Raw genomic sequence first — 20,317 nt, forward strand, 5'->3', positions numbered from 1 at the left:
GTAGGGGAAGGACTATCCGCCGGCAGCGAAAGGGGTCCGCGATGTGCGACGACGCGTTCGACGCCGACGCCCTGCTGCCGGAGTTGACGCCGGCGGAGTTGGTGGCGGTGATCGGCGCCGCCGAGCAGCGGCTGATTGATGCACCGCTGGCCGCGCTGTCGGAGGATGGTCTTCTCGCCTTGCTGGAATCCCGGGAGCAGGCGCGCCGTAAGAGTGTGGTCGCCGATGCGGCGCTGCTGGTGGAGATCTCCGACCGCGGCGCCTACCGGCGCGCCGGGTACACCACACTGCATCAGTTGCTCGCCCACGGACTGCGGATCGGGGAAGCCGAATCCCGGCGCCGCCGGGTGACCGCGGCCTCGGTCGGCCGGTTCACCGCGATGACCGGCGAGCGTCTGGCGCCGAAGTATCCGGCGACCGCGGTCGCGGTCGCCGACGGGGCGATCGGGGACGGACACGTGTGGGCGATCGACGAGGTGATGGACAAGATCCCGGCCTCGGTCGACCCGGAGCAGCGGGCGCGGGCCGAGGAACTATTGGCCGCGGCGGCCCGCACCCTGGACTCGGCCGGTGTCACCATCGTCGGGAACCGGATCCTGGCCCACCTCGACCCCGACGGCACTCTCGCCGACGATAAAGACCGGCAGCGGCAGGCCAAGTTCCGACTCTCCGCGCAGGACCGGCAGTTGATGTCGGCAGTCCAGGCCCGCCTGACGCCGCAGTTGCGGGCCGAGTTCGAGGTCATGTTCACCCAGTGGGCCACCCCCGGCATGAACAACCCCGACGACCCCGATTCCCCGCACGGGGCGGCCGATCAGCCCGGCCTCGACCCGGCCGTGCTCGCCGCGGCGGCCGAGCGCGATACGCGGCTGTTGGGCCGGCGTCAGCACGACGCGCTGCTGGCCCTGTTGGCGTGGGCCAACGCGCAGTCGGTGCACGCTAAGCCGGAGAGTCTGCGTAATCAGATCGTGGTGACCGTGACCGATGAGGATCTGGCTCGCGGGGCCGGCATCGCCTGGACGACGACCGGGACCCGGATGCCGGTCTCGGATCTGGTGAAGATGGCCGCCGACGCGGTCCCGTATCTGGCCGTGTTCGCCAAGGCCACCGGGCAGCCGCTCTACCTCGGGCGGGCGCACCGGCTGGCGTCGCGCGCGCAACGCTTGGCGTTGTTCGCCCGGGACCGCGGCTGTACCGCCCCGGGCTGTACGCGGCCGTTCTCTCAGTGCGAGATGCACCATGCGCCGGACTGGCAGGACGGCGGTCCTACCGACATCGACCACCTGGGAGGCGCGTGCGGCAAGCACAACCGCTGGAATGGGAAGAATCCGGGTGATTGGGAATCGACCGTCCTGACCGGCGGCCCGGACAGGGGCCGCATGGCATGGCGGCCGGTCGGACAGGACGGGCCGTGGATCGTCAATCCGCTGTTCCACCCGGACAAACTCCGCACTGGACCGCATACCCCGGAAGCAGAGCGCACCCCGCCGCCGGCGGTCAATCACCGGCTCGGCACCACCGGCCCGCCCGGGATCGGAACCACCGCCGAATCCGGCGTCACGCGCCTCAGCTGGAAGGACCTGGCAGCCTGACCACCACCTGAGTGGCCAGGCCGCTGGAACGTGCCGCGACGAGCGAGCACGTCCGAGGGGAGATCACGTCACCCTTCCGAGCCTGCATCGCCGCTGTGCTGGCGAATCTAGACCGTGCTGGCGAATCTAGACCGTGCTGGCGAATCTGGACGGTGCGGTTCAGGTAACGCCAGCACGGTCCAGATCCGGCGGTCTCGCAGAAGAACACCAGCGGCGCCGACCCGGCGTGCTATCGGACCTCCCTCGTCTTTGACGCTCGTCGGAATGATCCCCCGGCCAGGCCGCAAGGCGGAGGGAGATCGAATGCGACAGCGGCCGTAGACTCGTCGCGTGTACCCGACTTGCGTGCCGCAGTGACGGCATCACCGTCGAATGTTCCGCGAGGTCCTGCGGTCGTGGCGACCGTGATCCTGGCGACGATCGGGATCCTCGCGTTTACCGCGCCGTGGGTGGTCGTGCGAGCGGGTGACACGTCACTGGTGACCGTTACACTCTCGCGGCAGGTAGACACGGCGACGCCGGAGGTCGACGACTTCTCGGGCAGTCCGGGCTGGGCGATCTCGCTTGCCGCGCTGCTCGCGTTCCTCGCGGTCCGGGCGTGGCAGCGACCTACCACGGCCGGTTCGGCGGCGGCGTCGTCGATCGGCGGCATCGTGGTGTTCGTGGTGGTTCTCCTGACGTGGATCGGCCGTGCGGCGTGGCCGAATCGAGCCCACCTGCCGGACGGGGTCGCGATCCACATGGGCTGGGCCTACTACGCGTCCCTCGGCTTGGCCGCGATGCTCCTCGTCGTGCCATGGGCGGTCGCCCGTGCCCCCGCTCGGTGGCTTGGCGGGTCAGTACGGGTCAGTAGTAGAAGTACGCGACGACGTCGCCGATCCGCTGCTCGTCGAACATCGTCGCGCACCGCAACACGAAGCCGTCGTAGTCGCCGGTCTGCCGGCACGCCACGGGCTTGCCGATCGCCATCCCGCGCTCCCACACATTGTTCGTCGTGCCGTCGGCCGGGTCCTGGTACATGACTTGTTCGGCAAGGTCGCAACTCGGTCTGACGCTGACAGGTGTGGGCCAGGTCGGGATGGCGACCTTCAGTCGCTCGGCGAAGTCGGTGCGGTCCATCGCGTAGTAGCGCGGGGTGATCAGCCCGGGACACACCTGCGTGTGCGGCGGTGGACCGGCCATCGGCGCGGGATTTGCGAGCGGCGGGAACAGGTCTTCGGAGCGCTCGAAGGTGGTGTGGCCGGAAGGCTCGGGGGCGGCGTGGTCGTGGGTCGAACAGCCGGCCAGTATGCCGATCACAGCTATCAATGCGAGCTTCTGCAGTGAGCGCTCGGGGTGCACTACTGATCCGTCGGATAGATGAAGACCGCACCGAGAGCCGGGAGACTCGTTGATTTGCGATGGTATGCCGCGGTGATCCGCTGTTCCCAGTCTTGATACTCAGCGAGGTCAAGGTAAGGATCGGCAACTCGAACGGAGACTATCGTTCGCCGCTCGCCGTGGATCTGGACGACGTCCAGGACGGCGTCGATGACGGCCGCGGGTGCGAGGACGGAACTGAGTGCTGCTTGGGCTGTCGTGAGGTAAACGCGCGCTTTCCGGTTGGTCCACCACGAACGGATGGCGTAGACGCCGACGAGGAGAAGAACCACTCCGATCGTGCGGAAGAGGCCCACCGGCGCGCTGAGCTGGTGGCCGGGGCCGGTCATGTCCTGCGCGCTGAATGCGAACGCTCCTCCGGCCCAGATCGCAGGTACGGCGGCGATCGCCCATCCGGTGCCGCGTCGCTCAGCTGTGATGCGAGCGCGCCTCCAATAGTCTGCGGCCTCAACGCGATCCATGCCGAGTGTGTATCGGAGCAGCGTTGGAATTGGCGGCTGCGACGGCGGCGGTTGGTAGGCGGCGGCAGAGGGAGCGGCGGGTGATGGTGCGGGTGGCGCGCTCACGGGTGCTCCGAGTGGCGTCTGGACCGGAGTCGTCCGGGACGCCGACTGCGGGCGACTCGGAGTTTGCCGCAGGCCAATAGTGGTCGCAGGAGCGGGGAGCCCGGCGGACATCAGCGGAGTGGGATCTGCCTGGGGCTGCAGATCGCGGAGGAGGCTCACCCAGACACCGGGGGTGGGACGGTCGGCGACAGTCGTGGTGAGTGCTCGAACGAGGAGGGGTTTCAGGACTTCGAGATCCGCGGGCAGGTCGTCGGCGTCGCGGGTGTGCTGGTCACCGGCGAAGAGGCGCAGTACGAGGAGGCCGAGCTTGTAGGCATCGCCCTCGGGAGTGCCGACCTGTTCTCCGGCGGGAACGTTCCAGCTCGGCGTTTCGGCCTGGGGGAGGGCACTTCTGCCGCCATGGACCATGGCATCGCAGTCGAGAAAGTAGACCGCGCTGGTCGCCGGGTCGAAGAGAATGTTCTTGGGCGAGAAGTCGCCGATCGTGTAGCCGCCCTTGTGCAGGACCGCCATCGCGGTCGCCACGGAGATCAGCAGGTCGATCTGGGTGCGTCGGCTGATCGCGAAGCCGAGATTGCCGAGAAACTGCGGGCTGTTGAGTAGATGCTGGAATTCGTTGAGGATCGGTTTGCGGTCCGCGCCGCGCGGACTCGGCGAGGTGAACTCAGCCGGGACGGCAGGCATCAGAAAACCGGTGACCGCGCCGGAGTCGGCGACCAGAGCGCAGGGCCACGCGAAGACGTCCAGCCGGCGGTCTCGCTGGACATCGTCGATCCCGGCCATGGTCGCGACCATGGCGTGGAGGGCGTCGACGTCGAGGTCGGCGAGTGGTCCGGGCTTGTACGCCTTGTAGACCATGTCCCGCCCGAAGAGCGCCGAACCGGTGCGCAGCACCGCGCCCTGACCGCCCTTGCCGAGTTCGTCGCCGAGGTTGAGCGCAGCGCGATCGATCGGTGTCGTGGTCACTGTTCCCCTTGTCGTGCATACCGTGGTGTGCAGAGAATATCCGAGATTCAACGGTGACACGTCACGTGGATGGTCCCCGGCCGCGGGGAGGGGTGCGGCCGGGGACCCACCCCTTCTCTGTCTGGGATTCGACGGCGCGCGGAAATCGGATTCGCGCGCCGGGGTCACCAGGCGAAGGGGTCGTCGAACTTCGGTGGGAGTGGGACGGTCAATGCGCGGCGCAGGCCGCACGGGTTGCACGGATCGCGGTCGATCATCTCGCCGGTCCAGCGGAAGACCTGGTACCCGAGGTCGCGGAGGCGAGCGTCGATCGCGTCGCGCTCGCGGCATTCGCGGTGCGGGCCGTCCGGATGGCGGGGCCGCCAGTCGCGCTCGCGCCGCCAGCCGCGGCGGTCGTCCTCGTCGCCGCGCCGGTCGAAATCGCAGAACCGGTCGACCTCTTCACAGAAGCCGATCACCTTCTGCTCGGGCCACACGAACGGCGGCGTGGCGACGACGATGCCGTCGTCGTCGATGATGTCGATACACAGCTCGGGTGTGGGCAGGCCGAGTCCGGCGAGGAGGATCCGGCTTCGGCTCTGGGATTCGGTCTGAGCGCGGCCGTCGAGCAGGGCGAGTGCGTCGGTGACACGCTGGCGTTCGCCGGGACCCAGGAGCGCGGCCTCCGCTTCCAACTCGGCCATCGTCGCGATGCCTTCGCGGAGGATGCGGTCGCCGACGACCACGAAGCCGTCGCTCTGTGCGTACTGCCGGGGCCGCCACAGGTCGACGAGGGTCCGGGCCAGGCTGATCACCTCGACGCCCTCGACGACGACCGTCGACGGCGGCCGATGATCATGAGTACTGGTCGCGGCGCTGCGCCGGATGGTCCTGCGCTCGTCGAGGTAGTTGTAGAACTCGATCGGGTCGTAGCGGTAGTGCGAGTAGGTTCGATGGCTGTTCTCCAGCGGCACCACGCCGTGCAGTCGGGCCGCGGTCTTGCCACCGACGACCAGCCCCGACACCTCCGGTAGCCGCAGGTAGGCGCCGATCGCGGCCAGCAGCTGGCGGCGGCCGTCACCGCGGGCGATGTCCGGCGGGCCGAAGAACTCGCTTCGGAACTCGGCGATCAGCCCGGCGCGTTCGGCCGCCCGGATCGGAGCCATGGCCAGGCCGGCGGCCTTCAACTCGCTGCGATGGACGGCGTGGTCCAGGGTGCGGAGCAGATCGGGAACGGGTACTTCGGCGGTCGTCATGTGACCACCGTCGTCGGTGCGTGTGCCGCGCGGAAGAGGTGGTTGCGGTGTGCTGTGGACAACTCACGTCGTCCACAGCATCGAGCCACCGGGTCTTGACGGGCCGGAGAACTATGCGGTACGTGACTCGGTGTCGAGGAGGTCGCCCCAGCCGTGGCGTTCGATGCTCGCGCGGAGTCGAGGGGTCGGGGTGTTGCCGGTCAACCATGTCGCGAGCGCGCCCGCGACATGGTTCTGTCTGGCCCCCCGACCTCGGTCTGTGGTGCCCGTCCGGTCCGCGTCGTTGAGGGGGTCTTCTCAATCGGTGGGCCGGAGCCGGGTGAAGCCGGCGGCGTGGGCGGCGGGGAAGCCGTCGATCGGGCCGGTGGTCATCTCGACCTGGGCGCGCGCCTGGTCGACCACCGGGGTGCTCGGATCGAGAACGGAGAGGTACTCGCGGTGTTCGGCCAGGGAGGCGACGGCGGTCTCCACGAAGCCGTCGACGTCCACGGCGTGCGTCGAACCGGGGCCGTTGACGAACAGTGCACGCGGTGGATCCGGCAGGGAGTCGTAGGCGTCCACGACGGCCGCCGCGAACTCCATGTGATCACGCTGATTGGGTCGCCCGGGAGCCCACTCGGGCCCGCCGTACAACGACAGCACGATGTCCGGGTTCACCCGCACGACGGTCTCGGCGATCTTCGCGCGCAGTTCGGGGGTGTTGAACAACTCGCTGTCGGTGAATCCCCAGAACTCGACCTCGCCGACGCCGACGACGGCTGCCGAGGCACGTTGCTCGTCCTCGCGGAGCGGCCCGGCCTGCTCCGGCGACATGCCTGCGATCCCGGCCTCGCCGGACGTCGCGAGGGCGTAGGTGACGACCTTGCCCTCGGCCGTCCACCTCGCGATGGCGGCTGCCATCCCGTACTCGGGATCGTCCGGATGAGCAACGAGCACGAGCGCGGTGGACCAGTCCCCGGGGAAAGCGGTGATCTCCATGGCCCCAGACGCTACCCTGGATTCATGGCGAGGTTCAGCCCCCTCGAATGGCCGGTGATCCGGCAACTCCGCTCCGGCGACACGTTCGGCCGCGGTCCCGCGGTGGAATCGGCGCGCACCAAGAAGATGGAGTCGCGCACCACGACCGCCGACCGCGTGGTGCAGAGTGTGTGCCCGTTCTGCGCCGTCGGCTGCGGGCAGAAGGTGTACGTCAAAGATGATCGGGTCATCCAGATCGAGGGCGACCCGGATTCGCCGATCTCCCGGGGCCGACTGTGCCCGAAGGGCAGCTCGAGCGAGCAACTGGTCAATAACCCGTTGCGGCAGACCAAGATCCGTTACCGGGCACCGTACGCCACACAGTGGCAGGACCTGGAGTTGGACACCGCGATCGACATGATCGCCGACCGGTTCATCGAAGCGCGCCGCCACCACTGGCAGGACGTGGACGCTCATGGCCGGCCGCTGCGCCGGACGATGGGCATCGCCTCACTCGGCGGCGCCACGCTCGACAACGAAGAGAACTATCTCATCAAGAAGCTCTTCACCGCCGCCGGCGCGATCCAGATCGAGAATCAGGCGCGCATATGACACTCCGCCACGGTTCCCGGTCTGGGAGCCTCGTTCGGCCGCGGCGGCGCCACCCAGTCCCTGCAGGACATGGCCAATGCGGATTTCATCCTGCTCATGGGCGGGAACATGGCCGAAGCGCACCCCGTCGGATTTCAGTGGGTCACTGAGGCCAGGTCACGCGGCGCCCGGGTGATCCACGTCGATCCGCGATTCACCCGCACCTCGGCGGTGGTCGACAGGCACATCTCGATCCGCGCCGGATCGGACATCGTGCTGCTCGGCGGGCTGATCAATTATGCGATCAGCCGCGAGCGGTACTTCCACGACTACGTGGTGGCCTTCACCAACGCGGCGACCCTGATTGACGCCGAATACCAGGATGCGGAGGACCTCGGCGGGCTGTTCTCCGGGTTCGACGGCGAGACCGGCACCTACGATCAGACGTCGTGGCAGTACGCGGACGAGCGCGATGAGACGCTGCAGGATCCGCGGACGGTGTTCCAGATCCTCAAGCGGCACTACGCCCGGTACACCCCGGAGATGGTCGCCCAGATGTGCGGCGTCCCGGAGGACGAGTTCGTGTACCTGGCCGAGTCGATGCTCGACAACTCCGGCCCCGAGCGCACCGGCTGTATCGGCTACGCGACCGGATGGACGCAGCACACGATGGGCGCGCAGGTGATCCGGACGGCGTCGATCCTGCAGTTGCTACTGGGCAACGTCGGACGTCCGGGCAGCGGCATCATGGCGCTGCGCGGACATGCGAGCATTCAGGGTTCCACCGACATCCCGACGCTGTTCAACCTGCTGCCCGGCTATCTGCCGATGCCGTCGGCCGGCCGGCACGACACCCTCGGGCAGTACCTCGACGCGATCCGCCCGGAAACGCACAAGGGTTACTGGGAGTACGCGGACGCCTACACCGTCAGCCTGCTGAAGGCCTGGTGGGGCGATGCGGCGACCGCCGACAACGACTGGTGCTACGACTATCTGCCGCGCCTGGACGGGCCGGCCGGCACCTACCAGACGGTGGTGGACATGCTCGACGGCAAGGTCGACGGCTACTTCGTCGTCGGCCAGAACCCGGCCGTCGGCTCGGCCAACAGCCGCCAGCAGCGGATGGCGATGGCCAAGCTGAAGTGGCTGGTGGTGCGCGATCTGAACATGATCGAGAGTGCGACCTGGTGGAAGGAGGGCCCGGAGATCGCGTCGGGTGAACTCAAGACCGAGGAGATCGGCACCGAGGTCTTCTTCCTCCCGGCGGCCACCCACGTGGAGAAGGCGGGCTCGTTCACCCAGACACAGCGCATGGTGCAGTGGCGTCACAAGGCCGTCAACCCGCCGGGGCAGGCGCAGTCCGAGCTGGAGTTCTACTACGAACTCGGCAAGCGGATCCGCGAGCGCCTCGCGGGCTCCGACGATCCCCGGGACCGGCCGCTGCTCGACCTGACCTGGGATTACCCAGTCGACGAGGACGGTGAGATCATTCCCGAGTCGGTGCTCGCGGAGATCAACGGCCGCTATCTCACCGGCGAGCGCGCGGGGGAACCGCTCACCTCGTTCGGCCAGCTCAAGGCCGACGGCTCGACGATCGCCGGCTGCTGGATCTACACCGGCGTGTACGCCGACGGCGTGAACAAATCGGCGCGCCGGGTGCCGCAGGGCGGGCCCGGCGTCACCCAGTCGGAGTGGGGCTGGGTCTGGCCCGCCGACCGGCGGATCCTCTACAACCGCGCCTCGGCCGACCGGGACGGCCGGCCATGGAGCGAGCGCAAGAAGTACGTCTGGTGGGACGAGGAGGCCGGCCGCTGGACCGGAGCCGACGTCGTCGACTTCCCGGCGACCCGGGCCCCGGGCACCGTGCCGCCGGACGGCGCCACCGGCGCTGACGCGATCGGCGGCGACGACGCGTTCATCATGCAGTCCGACGGTAAGGGCTGGCTGTTCGCCCCGACCGGGCTGGTCGACGGCCCGCTGCCGACGCACTACGAGGCACAGGAATCGCCGGTCGCGAACGCCCTCTACCCGCAGCAGCAGGCGCCGGCGCGGCTCACCATGCCGCGCACCGACAACCTCGATGCCCCCAGTGCCGGGCAGCCGGGCGACGACGTGTACCCGTACGTGTTCACCACCTACCGGCTCACCGAGCACCACACCGCGGGCGGCATGAGCCGCTGGTCGCCGTACCTGGCCGAACTGCAGCCGGAGATGTTCTGCGAGGTGTCCCCGGAGCTGGCCGCCGAATGCGGGCTGGTGAACGAGGGCTGGGCGACGATCATCTCACCGCGTGCGGCGATCGAGGCCCGAGTGCTGGTGACCGACCGATTGCGACCGCTGCAGATCAACGGCCGGGTGGTGCATCAGGTCGGCCTGCCCTATCACTGGGGAGTGGGCAGCGATGCGGTGGTCGCCGGGGATGCGGCCAACGACCTGGTGGGCGTCACCATGGATCCGAACGTCTTCATCCAGGAGTCGAAGGTCGGTTCGTGCGCGGTGGTCGCCGGGCGACGACCGCAGGGCGCGGCCGTCGACGAGTTGGTGCGCGAATATCAGCAACGCGCCGGAACGACGGTGGAGACCGACAACGTCCGGCTCACGGTGCCGCCGGAGATCGCGGCCGCGTCGGCGGTCACCGCGCGCCACCGCATCGTTCATTCGGCGATGGAGGATACGGTTCCGGACGAGACGACCGGGACCGAGCCGATGGAGGGAGGTGCCTGATGGGCCAGCTGACCGGACCGTCCGACCCCAGCGCCGACGCGCACTGGCCGGTCCATGAAGAACGCCGCGGCTTCTTCACCGACACCTCGATCTGTATCGGCTGCAAGGCCTGCGAGGTGGCGTGCAAGGAATGGAACCGCAACCCGCGGGACGGTGATCTGGAGTTCACCGGGATGTCGTACGACAACTCGGTCTCGCTCGGCGCCAGCACCTGGCGGCACGTCGCCTTCATCGAGCAGGACGCCGAACGGATCGCCGCGGCCCGGGAGTCCGGCGCGCGATTGGTCGGGCTCGGTATGCCGCAGATGCGCGGCTCGTCGTCCGCGGCCGAGCAGGCGCCGACGGAGGGGGAACGACCGGACACGACGCCGCCGGACACTCCGGAGTTCCGCTGGCTGATGTCGTCGGACGTGTGCAAGCACTGCACGCACGCCGGCTGCCTGGACGTGTGCCCGACCGGGGCGATGATGCGCACCGAGTTCGGCACCGTCGTGGTGCAGACCGACATCTGCAACGGGTGCGGCACCTGCGTCGCGGGCTGCCCGTTCGGGGTGGTGGAGCGGCGCAGCGACGGCACCGCCGCGCCGACCACCCGGCAGGGCGAGCGCAAGGGCGAGCAGCCGGAGGTTCCCAACAAGGGCATCGCACAGAAGTGCACCCTCTGCTACGACCGGCTGCGCGACGGCGAGACTCCGGCGTGCGCCAAGACCTGCCCGACCACCTCGATCAAGTTCGGGGACCGCAGGGACATGGTGGCGCAGGCACACGCGCGGGTGGAGCAGCTGCACGCGCAGGGAATGACCGAGGCGCGGCTCTACGGCGCCAACGAGCACGACGGCGTCGGCGGCACCGGTTCGGTGTTCCTCCTGCTCGACGAGCCCGAGGTCTACGGCTTGCCGCCGGATCCGCGCGTGTGCACCGCGGACCTGCCGTCGATGTACAAGCGCGCCGGGGTGGCGGTGGCCGGGATGGCCGCGGCTGTCGCCGTGTCGTTCCTCGGTTCCTGGCGGGACCGCTCCGGGAGAAGCCGATGACGAGTTCGGAGTACGACCAGTTCCGCCCGCCGCGTCCACCGCGGAAAGGCAAGGGACGCAAGGGCGGCGGCAAGGGGCCCGGTCGCCGCGGCGACGACCTCATGGTGCCGCAGGCCGAGGTGGAGCACCTCGACGCGCGCGGCTACTACGGTCACCCGGTGGTCAAGGCGCCGCCGTGGGAATGGCCGGTCGGCGCCTATCTCTTCCTCGGCGGTGTCGCCGGGGGATCGGGTCTCCTCGCCCTCGGCGCGCAACTGACCGGCCGGCCGGTCCTGCGCCGCAACACCCGGCTCGCCGGTCTGGGTGCGGCAGGCCTGGGCGCCGTCGCGCTCCTGGCGGATCTGGGCCGGCCCGAACGCTTCCTGCATATGCTGCGCACCTTCAAGGTCACCTCGCCGATGAGCGTGGGCTCCTGGATCCTGGTGGGCTACAGCAGCTTCATCGGGGTGGCCGCGGCCGGGGAGGTGGACCGGCTCACCGGTGACCGGCTGCCGCTCGGGCCGCTCCGCCCGGTGATGCGCGCCGTGGAGCCGACCGCCGGGGTGGCCGCGGCAGGCCTGGCCGCCCCGCTCGCCGCGTACACGGCCGTGCTGCTCGGCGACACCGCCATGCCGACCTGGAACGCGGTGCACCGGGAACTGCCGTTCGTGTTCGTCAGCTCGGCGAGTCTCGCGGCCGCCGGCGCCGCACTCGTCACCACACCGGCACCGGAGGCCGGACCCGCCCGCAACCTCGCGGTGCTGGGGGTGATCGGTGACGTGATCGCGACCCGGGTGATGGAGAAGCGGGCCGACCCGGTGGCCATTGAGCCGCTGCACCACGGGACACCCGGGAAACTGATGCGCTGGGCGGAACGACTCGCCGTCGCCGGGGGTGTCGGCGCCCTGCTGGCCGGTGGTCGCCGGGGGCGCGTGCGACGCGGCGTGGCCGCGCTGTCCGGGGCGACGCTGCTCGCCGCCTCGGCGTGCACCCGCTTCGGCGTCTTCGAGGCGGGTCTGGAGTCGGCGGCCGATCCGCGCTACACGATCGAACCGCAGAAGCGGCGCCTCGCGCGGCGTCGTGCCGAGGGGATCACCGGCGACGCGATCACCGGACTGTGATGCCGGCCGGGCCGCCGTCGGCGGGCACCAGGTGGCCGATCACCGGGTAGCCGGGCACCTCGCCGGCCACCAGCAGGCCGCCGGAGGTCTGGGCGTCGGCCAGGAGCAGGAGGTCGTCCTCGCTGATCCCGGCCCCGGCGGAGAGCCGCGGCCGGACCCAGTCCAGGTTGCGCTGCGTGCCGCCGGAGACGAACCCGTCGCGCAGGGCCTCGCGGGCCCCCTCGAGCACCGGCACCGCGGCGGCGTCGAGCACCGCCGAGACCCCGGAGGCGCGGCACATCTTGTACAGGTGGCCCAGCAGGCCGAAACCGGTCACGTCGGTCGCCGCGCGGGCACCGGCCGCGAGCGCCGCCGCGGCGGCCTCCCGGTTGAGGGCGGTCATCGACGCGATCGCACCCGCGAACACCTCACCGGTCCGCTTGTGCCGGTTGTTCAGCAGACCGACACCGATCGGCTTGGTCAGGGTGAGCGGGAGCCCGGCGGCCGCGGAGTCGTTGCGCAGCAAGCGGTCCGGGTCGGCGACACCGGTCACCGCCATGCCGTATTTCGGCTCGGGATCGTCGATCGTGTGACCGCCGATCACCGGGCACCCAGCCCGTGCGCCGATGTCGAGGCCGCCCCGCAGCACCTCGGTCATCATCTCCATCGGCAGCACGCCGCGCGGCCAGCCGACCAGGTTGATCGCCACCACCGGGCGCCCGCCCATCGCGTAGACGTCGGAGAGCGCGTTCGCCGCTGCGATCGCGCCCCAGTCGTAGGGCGAATCGACCACCGGAGTGAAGAAGTCGGCCGTCGAGAGCACCGCGAGACCGTCGGCGATCCGGACGGCGGCGGCATCGTCGCCGTCATCGAGGCCGACCAGGACATCCGGGGAGGTCTGGCCGACGAGCCCGGCCACCGCCTCCTCCAATTCGCCCGCGGGAATCTTGCACGCGCACCCGCCGCCGTGCGCGTAATCGGTCAGTCGCTTCAGGTCGCTCACACCAACCGAGGATAGGCCGCTATGTTGGTCAGCGGAGGCGTCTGGGTTCCTGGTGGGCCCCCCGGTCTTCAAAACCGGTGAGATCGAGTATCTCGGTCTGGCGGGTTCGATTCCCGTCCGTCTCCGCCAACTTGTGCCGGATGTGAGAGGTCGCGATGAATCAGATTGCCGCGCAAGGTGATCCGCGTCGTCGCATCCCCCGCACCGATGTGCTGCTCGCGCTGCCCGAGGTCGCCGCGGCCCGCGCACGACTCGCCGAGCACGTGGTGGCTGCGCGGGTGCGCGACGCCGCGGAGCGGGCCCGGCGCGGTGAACTCGCCCCGGAGGACGTCGCCCGGGCCCTGGCCGACGACCTGGCCGCCGCCCGTCCGGTGTCGCAGACCCCGGTGATCAACGCGACCGGGGTGGTGGTGCACACCAACCTCGGGCGGGCGCCGCTGCCGCCTGCCGCGATCGCCGCGCTGGTCGACGCCGCCGGATACGTGGACGTCGAGATGGATCTGGACGCCGGAGTCCGCAGCAAACGCGGCGTCGGGGCGCGGGCCGCGCTGCTGGCGGCCTGCCCGGCCGCCGAGGATGCCCTCGCGGTGAACAACGGGGCGGCGGCGCTGGTGCTCGCGACCACCGCCCTGGCCGCCGGACGCGAGGTGATCGTCTCCCGCGGCGAATTGATCGAGATCGGCGCGGGCTTCCGGCTGCCGGACCTGATCGCGTCGACCGGCGCACGACTGCGCGAGGTGGGCACCACCAACCGCACCCACCTGCGCGACTACCTCGATGCCATCGGGCCGGACACCGGCTGCATCCTCAAGGTGCACCCGAGCAACTTCCGGGTCACCGGCTTCACGTCCGGGGTCTCGGTGCGCGAGCTGGCCGGTCCCGCCGCCGAGCGCGGGATCCCGCTGGTCGTAGACCTCGGCAGTGGGCTGCTGGCACCCGACCCGCTGCTGCCCGACGAGCCGGACGCCACCACCACCCTGAACGACGGCGCCGACCTGACCACCGCCAGCGGCGACAAGCTGCTCGGCGGTCCGCAGGCCGGGCTGATCCTGGGCCGGGCTCCGCTGGTGCAGCGGCTGTCCCGGCATCCGCTGGCCCGCGCCGTCCGCATCGACAAGCTCGCACTGGCCGCGCTGGAGGCCACCGTCGCCGGGTCCGCGGCTCCGGTGATGCGGTCCCTGCACGCCGATCCGGAGCGGCTGCGGGAGCGCACCGAGGCCCTCGCCGCGCGGGTCGGGGGGACCGTCGTCGAGCACGACGGCCGGGTCGGCGGGGGAGGCGCGCCCGGCGTGCCGCTGCCCGGATACGCGGTGCGGCTGCCGGAGTCGCTCGCGCGGCCGCTGCGCACCGGCACCCCGGCGGTGGTGCCGCGCGTGCACGACGGCGCCGCCCTGATCGACCTGCGGTGCGTTCCGGAGGCCGACGATGAACGCGTCGCCGCGGCGGTACTGGCCGCGCACGCCGTGCCCTGATGTTCGTCGTCGCGACGGCCGGGCACGTCGACCACGGGAAGTCGACGCTGGTCAAGGCGCTCACCGGGATGGAGCCCGACCGCTGGGAGGACGAACGACGGCGTGGGCTCACCATCGATCTCGGGTTCGCCTGGACCACCCTGCCGTCCGGCCGCGAGGTGGGCTTCGTCGACGTCCCCGGGCACCAGCGCTTCCTCGGGAACATGCTCGCCGGGATCGGCCCGGCGCCGGTGGTGTGCTTCGTGGTGGCGGCCGACGAGGGCTGGCAGGAGCAGTCGTCCGATCACCGGGATGCGGTGCGCGCGTTGGGTATCGAGCGGGGACTGATCGTCGTCACGAAGACCGACCGGGCCGGGCCGGAGCGCGTGCGCGAGGTGGTGGCGCAGGCACGCGCCGAACTGGCCGGGACCGGGCTCGCGCGGGTGCCCGCGGTCGGTGTCTCCGCCGTCGCGGGAACCGGAATGGACGAGCTGCGCGCCGCGCTCGACACCGTCCTCGGCGGCTCACCGGCGCCGTCGGACACCGGACGGGTCCGGCTGTGGGTGGACCGGTCGTTCACCATCACCGGTGCGGGCACGGTGGTCACCGGCACGCTCGCGGCCGGGAGCCTCGCCGACGGCGACCGACTCGAGTTGCACGCGCGTGACGGGCGGCGCACGGTGACGGTCCGCGGCCTGCAGACGCACGGCCGCGACGCCGGTGTGGTGCGGCCGACCAGCCGGGTGGCGGTGAACCTGCGCGGCGCCGGCGCGGAGGAGATCCGCCGCGGCGACGCGCTGGCGACCCCGCGCGCGTGGCGGTCGGTGGCCGTCGTCGATGTGGTGCGGACCGATGCCACCGGCGACGTGCCCGAGTGGCTGACGGTGCACGCCGGGACGGCGGCCGTTCCGGCCCGGGCCCGGCCGCTGCGCGACGCGCACCTGCGACTGACCCTCGCGCGGCCGCTCCCGCTGCAGCGCGACGACCGTCTTCTGCTGCACGATCCGGCGGCCGGACGGATCGTCGGCGGCGGCATGGTGCTCGACGTCGATCCGCCGCCGCTGCGCCGCCGCGGCGATGCGGCGCGCCGCGCGGACGCGCTGTCCGGGTTCGATGATTCCGCCGGTGCGGCCGACGAGGTGGCCAGGGGCGGTGCGGTGCCCGCCGCGCGGCTGGCGGAACTGGGACTCGACACCGCGGCGGTGCCCGACGGGGTCGTCGTGCTCGGCGACTGGTGGGTGAGCGAGCAGGTGTTCGGCGATTGGCAGGCGCGGCTGCGCGGGGCCGTCGTCGATCTGCACGAGCGTGACCCGTTGGCGGCCGGGTTGTCGTACGGGGCGGCGCGCGATGTGCTGGCGCTGCCGGATCCGGCGTTGCTGGCGGCCGTGGTCGGCGGTGCCGGGGTGACGGCCGACGGCGGACTCCTGTTCCTGCCCGAGTTGCGGCGCGATCTGGGGCAGGCCGAAGCCGGGATAGGGGAGTTGGAGCGTCGTCTGCGGGCGGCGCCGTTCGCCGCTCCCGAGGCCGACGATCTGGCAGGCTTGCGGTTGGGCACGAGGGAACTGGCTGCGGCCGAGCGGAGCGGCCGGCTCTTGCGCTTGGCCGACGGTCTGGTGCTGCTGCCGACGTCCCCGGCCCTGGCCATGCGGGAACTGGTGCGGCTGCCGCAGCCGTTCACCACCTCGGAGGCGCGACGGGCGCTGCACACCTCGCGCCGCGTGGCGATCCCGCTGCTGGAACACCTCGATGCCCGCGGCTGGACCCGCCGGATCGACGGCGGACACCGGGAAGTCGTGCGCTGATCCGCGCGTCAGAGGACGAGATCGCTCGGCGCGAAGGCGACGGGGAAGGGGTCGGTGACCGCGAAGGGCCGGTCGCCGGTGGCCTCGGCGGCGACGACGTAGTCGCCGTCACCGAGGCTCCAGGCGGTGATCGACGGCTCGTCGGGGTCGACCACCCAGTAGTGCGGGCAGCCGGCGCGGGCGAGGCGGTCCTTCTTGAGAAGAAGGTCGAAGGTGCGTGTGGAGCGTGACAGGATCTCGATCGCGAGGAGCGGGGCAACGGGCAGGTTTCGCTCCGTCAGGTGCTCGGTTCTGGTGACGATCAGATCCGGTTGCATCGTGGTGTCGCCGGCCAAGACCACATCGAAGGGTGCGGCGAGAACTTCGATGTCGTCCGGGCAGGCGTTGAACAACACGACGCTGAGCCGCATGGATACCCGTTGGTGACGTAGCCTCGGTGCCGGGCTCACGATGAGCACGCCGTCGATGAGCTCATAGCGATGCCCGTCGTCGGGTATCGAGTCCAGATCCGCGTTGGTCAGGGGCCTGCCGTAGGGCAAACCTCGTACCTGCGTCGTCATGGTCGCCATCGTAGTGTTCCTCCCCCGTCATGTCTCCAGTGAAGACGGGGGAGGGCGCGCCTGCCAGACCCTACCCGCGAGTTGTGGACTACCGCTCGCGGTCGAGGTTCGCCATCTTCAGCACGTCGAGACGACGGTCGAGTTCCTCCTCGGAGAGGGCGTCGCCGATCAGGCCGCGGTCGATCACGGTCTGCCGGATGGTCTTGCCCTCCTTGAGGGCCTCCTTGGCGACGGCCGCCGCCTCTTCGTAGCCGATGGCGCTGTTGAGCGGCGTGACGATCGAGGGGCTCGACTCGGCGAGGGTGCGCAGCCGGTCCTCGTGCGCCACCAGCCCGGAGATGCAGCGGTCGGCGAACAGCCGGGACACGTTCGCCAGCAGGGTGATCGACTCCAGCACGTTGCGCGCCATCATCGGGATGTAGACGTTCAGTTCGAAGGCGCCGTTGCCGCCGCCCCAGGTGACGGCGGCGTCGTTCCCGATCACCTGCGCGGCGACCTGCGTCACGGCCTCGGGGAGGACGGGATTCACTTTGCCGGGCATGATCGAACTGCCCGGCTGCAGGTCGGGAAGCGCGATCTCGCCGAGACCGGTGAGCGGGCCGGAGCCCATCCACCGGATGTCGTTGGCGATCTTGGTCAGCGAGACCGCGACCGTCTTGAGCTGGCCGGACAGTTCGACGAGGCCGTCGCGCGCGGCCTGCGCCTCGAAGTTGTTCTGGGCGAGCGCCAGCGCCTCGACGCCGGTGAGGCGCTGCAACTCGGCGACCACCTTGGTGCCGAAGCCGTCCGGGGCGTTGAGTCCGGTGCCGACCGCGGTGCCGCCGATCGGCAGTTCACCGACGCGGAGCAGTGTGCTCTGGACGCGTTCGATACCGGCCTCGATCTGCCGGGTGTAGCCGCCGAACTCCTGGCCGAGGGTCACCGGCACGGCGTCCATCAGGTGGGTGCGGCCACTCTTGACCACGGTGCGCCACGTATCGGACTTGACGCCGAGTTCGTCGGCCAGATGTTGCAGGGCGGGGACCAGATCGCGGACGACGCCCTCGGTGGCGGCGATGTGCGTCGCGGTGGGGAAGGTGTCGTTGGAACTCTGCGACATGTTGACGTCGTCGTTCGGATGCACGTCGACGCCGCGGCGGGCACAGATCGAGGCGATCACCTCGTTGGCGTTCATGTTGGAGCTGGTGCCCGAGCCGGTCTGGAACACGTCGATCGGGAACTGGTCGTCGTGGCGCCCGTCGGCGATCTCGGTGGCCGCGGCGATGATGGCCTCGGCCTTGGTCTCGTCGAGCAGCCCGAGGTCGGAGTTGACCTGTGCGCAGGCCGCCTTGAGCAGGCCCATGGCGCGGATCTGGGAGCGTTCCAGCGGACGGAACGAGATCGGGAAGTTCTCCACGGCGCGCTGGGTCTGCGCCCGCCAGAGGGCGTCGACGGGCACCTTGACCTCGCCCATGGTGTCGTGCTCGATGCGGTACTCGGTCATCGGTCTGCTCCTCGCGCCAGAGAACTTTAGGGTTACCTAACTCTAGCGCGCGGATCTGAGACGGCGGGTTGTGGGTCGTCACGACCCCACAACCCCGCCGTGTCACCGCATCACTCGGGGCAGTGTCCTCGCCCGTTGCGCTCGACGAGCTCGGCCCTGACGGGTCAGCGCTCCTTGGAGCGGATCCGGACGCCGGAGATCGGGACGCTCACGGCGCCCGAGGGATCGGTGAAGAAGTCGTTGCCCTTGTCGTCGACGACGATGAAGGCGGGGAAGTTCTCCACCTCGATCTTCCAGACGGCCTCCATGCCGAGTTCGGGGTACTCGATCACTTCCTGGCTCTTGATGCAGTCCAGTGCCAGGCGGGCGGCGGGGCCGCCGATGGAGCCCAGGTAGAAGCCGCCATGCGCGTCGCAGGCCTGGGTGACCTGCTTGGAGCGGTTGCCCTTGGCGAGCATCACCAGCGAACCGCCGGCGGCCTGGAACTGTTCGACGTACGAATCCATGCGGCCGGCGGTGGTCGGGCCGAACGATCCCGACGCCATGCCCTCGGGGGTCTTCGCCGGGCCCGCGTAGTACACCGGGTGGTTCTTCAGGTACTCGGGCATCGGCTCGCCTGCCTCGAGGCGCTCGGCGATCTTCGCGTGCGCGATGTCGCGCGCCACCACCAGAGGGCCGGTCAGCGACAGCCGGGTCTTGACCGGGTACTTGGTGAGTTCGGCGAGGATCTCGTCCATCGGCCGGTTCAGGTCGATCTCGACCACGGCGCCGCCCTCGATGTCCTCGGCGACACCGGCGTCGGGCATGTACTGCGCCGGATCGGTCTCCAACTGCTCCAGGAAGACGCCGTCGGCGGTGATCTTGCCGAGCGCCTGGCGGTCGGCCGAGCACGACACCGCGATCGCTACCGGGCACGACGCGCCGTGGCGCGGCAGCCGGATCACGCGGACGTCGTGGCAGAAGTACTTGCCGCCGAACTGCGCACCGATGCCGAAGGACTGGGTCAGCTTGAAGACCTCCTCCTCCAGCGCGGTGTCGCGGAAACCGTGACCGGTCATGTCGCCCTCGGTCGGCAGATCGTCCAGGTAGTGCGCCGAGGCGTACTTGGCGGTCTTGAGCGCGAACTCGGCGGAGGTGCCGCCGATCACCACGGCGAGGTGGTACGGCGGGCAGGCCGCGGTGCCCAGCGAGCGGATCTTCTCGTCCAGGAAGGAGAGGATCTTCTTGGGGTTCAGGATCGCCTTGGTCTCCTGGAACAGGAACGACTTGTTGGCCGAGCCGCCGCCCTTGGCCATGAACAGGAACTTGTACTCGGGTCCCTTCGGGCCCTGCTCGGTCGCGTAGATCTCCACCTGCGCGGGCAGGTTGGTGCCGGTGTTCTTCTCGTCGTACATGGTCAGCGGTGCGAGCTGCGAGTAGCGCAGGTTCAGCTTGGTGTACGCGTCGTAGACGCCGCGGGAGATCCACTCGCCGTCGTCGACGCCGGTGAGCACGCCCTCACCCTTCTTGCCCATCACGATCGCGGTGCCGGTGTCCTGGCACATCGGCAGCACCCCGCCGGCCGAGATGTTGACGTTCTTGAGGAGGTCGAGCGCGACGAAGCGGTCGTTGCCCGAGGCCTCCGGGTCGTCGATGATCTTCCGCAGCTGGCGCAGATGGGCCGGGCGCAGGTAGTGGCTGATGTCGTGAATCGCCTCCGCGGTGAGCTTCCGCAGGGCCTCCGGATCCACCTTCAGGAAGGTCCGGCCGTCGACCTCGATGGTCGAGACGCCCTCGCTGGTGATCAGGCGATACGGGGTGTCGTCGTGATCGGCGGGCAGCAGATCGGAGTAGAGGAATTCGGGGGCGGGGGCTGATTCACTCACGGGTCTCGATGATACGGAGCACCCGCCCT

At 70.1% G+C, this 20,317-nt stretch carries 14 protein-coding genes and 1 tRNA gene; 7 read left to right on the forward strand and 8 right to left on the reverse strand.

Going from position 1 to position 20,317, the window contains the following annotated elements; all coding sequences use genetic code 11:
• The first annotated feature begins 41 nt into the window (after positions 1-41).
• Entirely contained in the window at positions 42-1,592 is a 1,551-nt protein-coding gene (locus tag MYK68_RS05595; RefSeq protein WP_247866794.1) for an HNH endonuclease signature motif containing protein, read from the forward strand.
• Between the two features lie 846 nt (positions 1,593-2,438).
• Here MYK68_RS05595 and MYK68_RS05600 read toward each other — a convergent pair.
• From MYK68_RS05600 to MYK68_RS05615, 4 genes are all read right to left on the reverse strand, one after another.
• Positions 2,439-2,891 (reverse strand): hypothetical protein, encoded by a 453-nt coding sequence (locus tag MYK68_RS05600; RefSeq protein WP_247866795.1) that lies wholly within the window; start codon positions 2,889-2,891, stop codon positions 2,439-2,441.
• 41 nt (positions 2,892-2,932) lie between these two features.
• Entirely contained in the window at positions 2,933-4,432 is a 1,500-nt protein-coding gene (locus MYK68_RS05605) for a hypothetical protein (protein ID WP_247866797.1), read from the reverse strand.
• A 236-nt stretch (positions 4,433-4,668) separates the two neighbouring features.
• Positions 4,669-5,739 carry a hypothetical protein gene (locus tag MYK68_RS05610; RefSeq protein ID WP_247866799.1) on the reverse strand — a complete coding sequence of 357 codons (1,071 nt, stop codon included), beginning with the start codon at positions 5,737-5,739 and terminating at the stop codon, positions 4,669-4,671.
• A gap of 297 nt (positions 5,740-6,036) precedes the next feature.
• Positions 6,037-6,717, reverse strand: coding sequence for a PIG-L deacetylase family protein (locus MYK68_RS05615; protein WP_247866800.1), 681 nt, complete (start codon positions 6,715-6,717; stop codon positions 6,037-6,039).
• A gap of 24 nt (positions 6,718-6,741) precedes the next feature.
• Between MYK68_RS05615 and fdnG the strand changes: the two genes are divergently transcribed.
• The 3 genes from fdnG to nrfD are packed head-to-tail and all read left to right on the forward strand — an operon-like array spanning position 6,742 to position 12,145.
• The gene (fdnG, locus tag MYK68_RS05620; RefSeq protein WP_247866801.1) at positions 6,742-10,011 is read left to right on the forward strand and encodes a formate dehydrogenase-N subunit alpha; all 3,270 of its coding nucleotides are present in this window, start codon (positions 6,742-6,744) and stop codon (positions 10,009-10,011) included.
• Complete coding sequence (locus MYK68_RS05625) at positions 10,011-11,045, forward strand: 4Fe-4S dicluster domain-containing protein (protein WP_247866802.1); 1,035 nt, start codon at positions 10,011-10,013, stop codon at positions 11,043-11,045. Before fdnG ends, MYK68_RS05625 begins: the two co-directional genes overlap by 1 nt.
• On the forward strand, positions 11,042-12,145 hold the full coding sequence (nrfD, locus tag MYK68_RS05630; protein WP_247866803.1) for an NrfD/PsrC family molybdoenzyme membrane anchor subunit: 1,104 nt from the start codon (positions 11,042-11,044) through the stop codon (positions 12,143-12,145). The genes MYK68_RS05625 and nrfD overlap by 4 nt, the downstream gene beginning before the upstream one ends.
• Here nrfD and selD read toward each other — a convergent pair.
• Positions 12,132-13,127, reverse strand: a complete 996-nt coding sequence (gene selD, locus MYK68_RS05635; RefSeq protein ID WP_247866806.1) for a selenide, water dikinase SelD — start codon at positions 13,125-13,127, stop codon at positions 12,132-12,134. The genes nrfD and selD overlap by 14 nt on opposite strands.
• Positions 13,128-13,160: 33 nt before the next feature.
• Between selD and MYK68_RS05640 the strand changes: the two genes are divergently transcribed.
• The 3 genes from MYK68_RS05640 to selB all read left to right on the forward strand — a co-directional run bounded on the left by MYK68_RS05640 (position 13,161) and on the right by selB (position 16,380).
• A tRNA-Sec gene (locus tag MYK68_RS05640) sits at positions 13,161-13,256 on the forward strand.
• 26 nt (positions 13,257-13,282) lie between these two features.
• Positions 13,283-14,599, forward strand: coding sequence for an L-seryl-tRNA(Sec) selenium transferase (gene selA, locus MYK68_RS05645; RefSeq protein WP_247866807.1), 1,317 nt, complete (start codon positions 13,283-13,285; stop codon positions 14,597-14,599).
• Entirely contained in the window at positions 14,599-16,380 is a 1,782-nt protein-coding gene (gene selB / locus MYK68_RS05650) for a selenocysteine-specific translation elongation factor (RefSeq protein ID WP_247866809.1), read from the forward strand. Before selA ends, selB begins: the two co-directional genes overlap by 1 nt.
• A gap of 8 nt (positions 16,381-16,388) precedes the next feature.
• On the opposite strand, the gene MYK68_RS05655 is transcribed toward selB, so the two are convergent.
• The 3 genes from MYK68_RS05655 to MYK68_RS05665 form a co-directional block, all read right to left on the reverse strand.
• On the reverse strand, positions 16,389-16,949 hold the full coding sequence (locus MYK68_RS05655) for a Uma2 family endonuclease (RefSeq protein WP_247866811.1): 561 nt from the start codon (positions 16,947-16,949) through the stop codon (positions 16,389-16,391).
• Positions 16,950-17,028: 79 nt separating this feature from the next.
• Positions 17,029-18,423: a class II fumarate hydratase gene (locus MYK68_RS05660; RefSeq protein ID WP_247866813.1), complete on the reverse strand. Its 1,395-nt coding sequence runs from the start codon at positions 18,421-18,423 to the stop codon at positions 17,029-17,031.
• A 164-nt stretch (positions 18,424-18,587) separates the two neighbouring features.
• Positions 18,588-20,288 carry a fumarate hydratase gene (locus MYK68_RS05665; protein ID WP_247866815.1) on the reverse strand — a complete coding sequence of 567 codons (1,701 nt, stop codon included), beginning with the start codon at positions 20,286-20,288 and terminating at the stop codon, positions 18,588-18,590.
• Positions 20,289-20,317 lie beyond the last annotated feature (29 nt).

The sequence above is a fragment of the Gordonia sp. PP30 genome (assembly GCF_023100845.1).
Lineage (GTDB): Bacteria > Actinomycetota > Actinomycetes > Mycobacteriales > Mycobacteriaceae > Gordonia.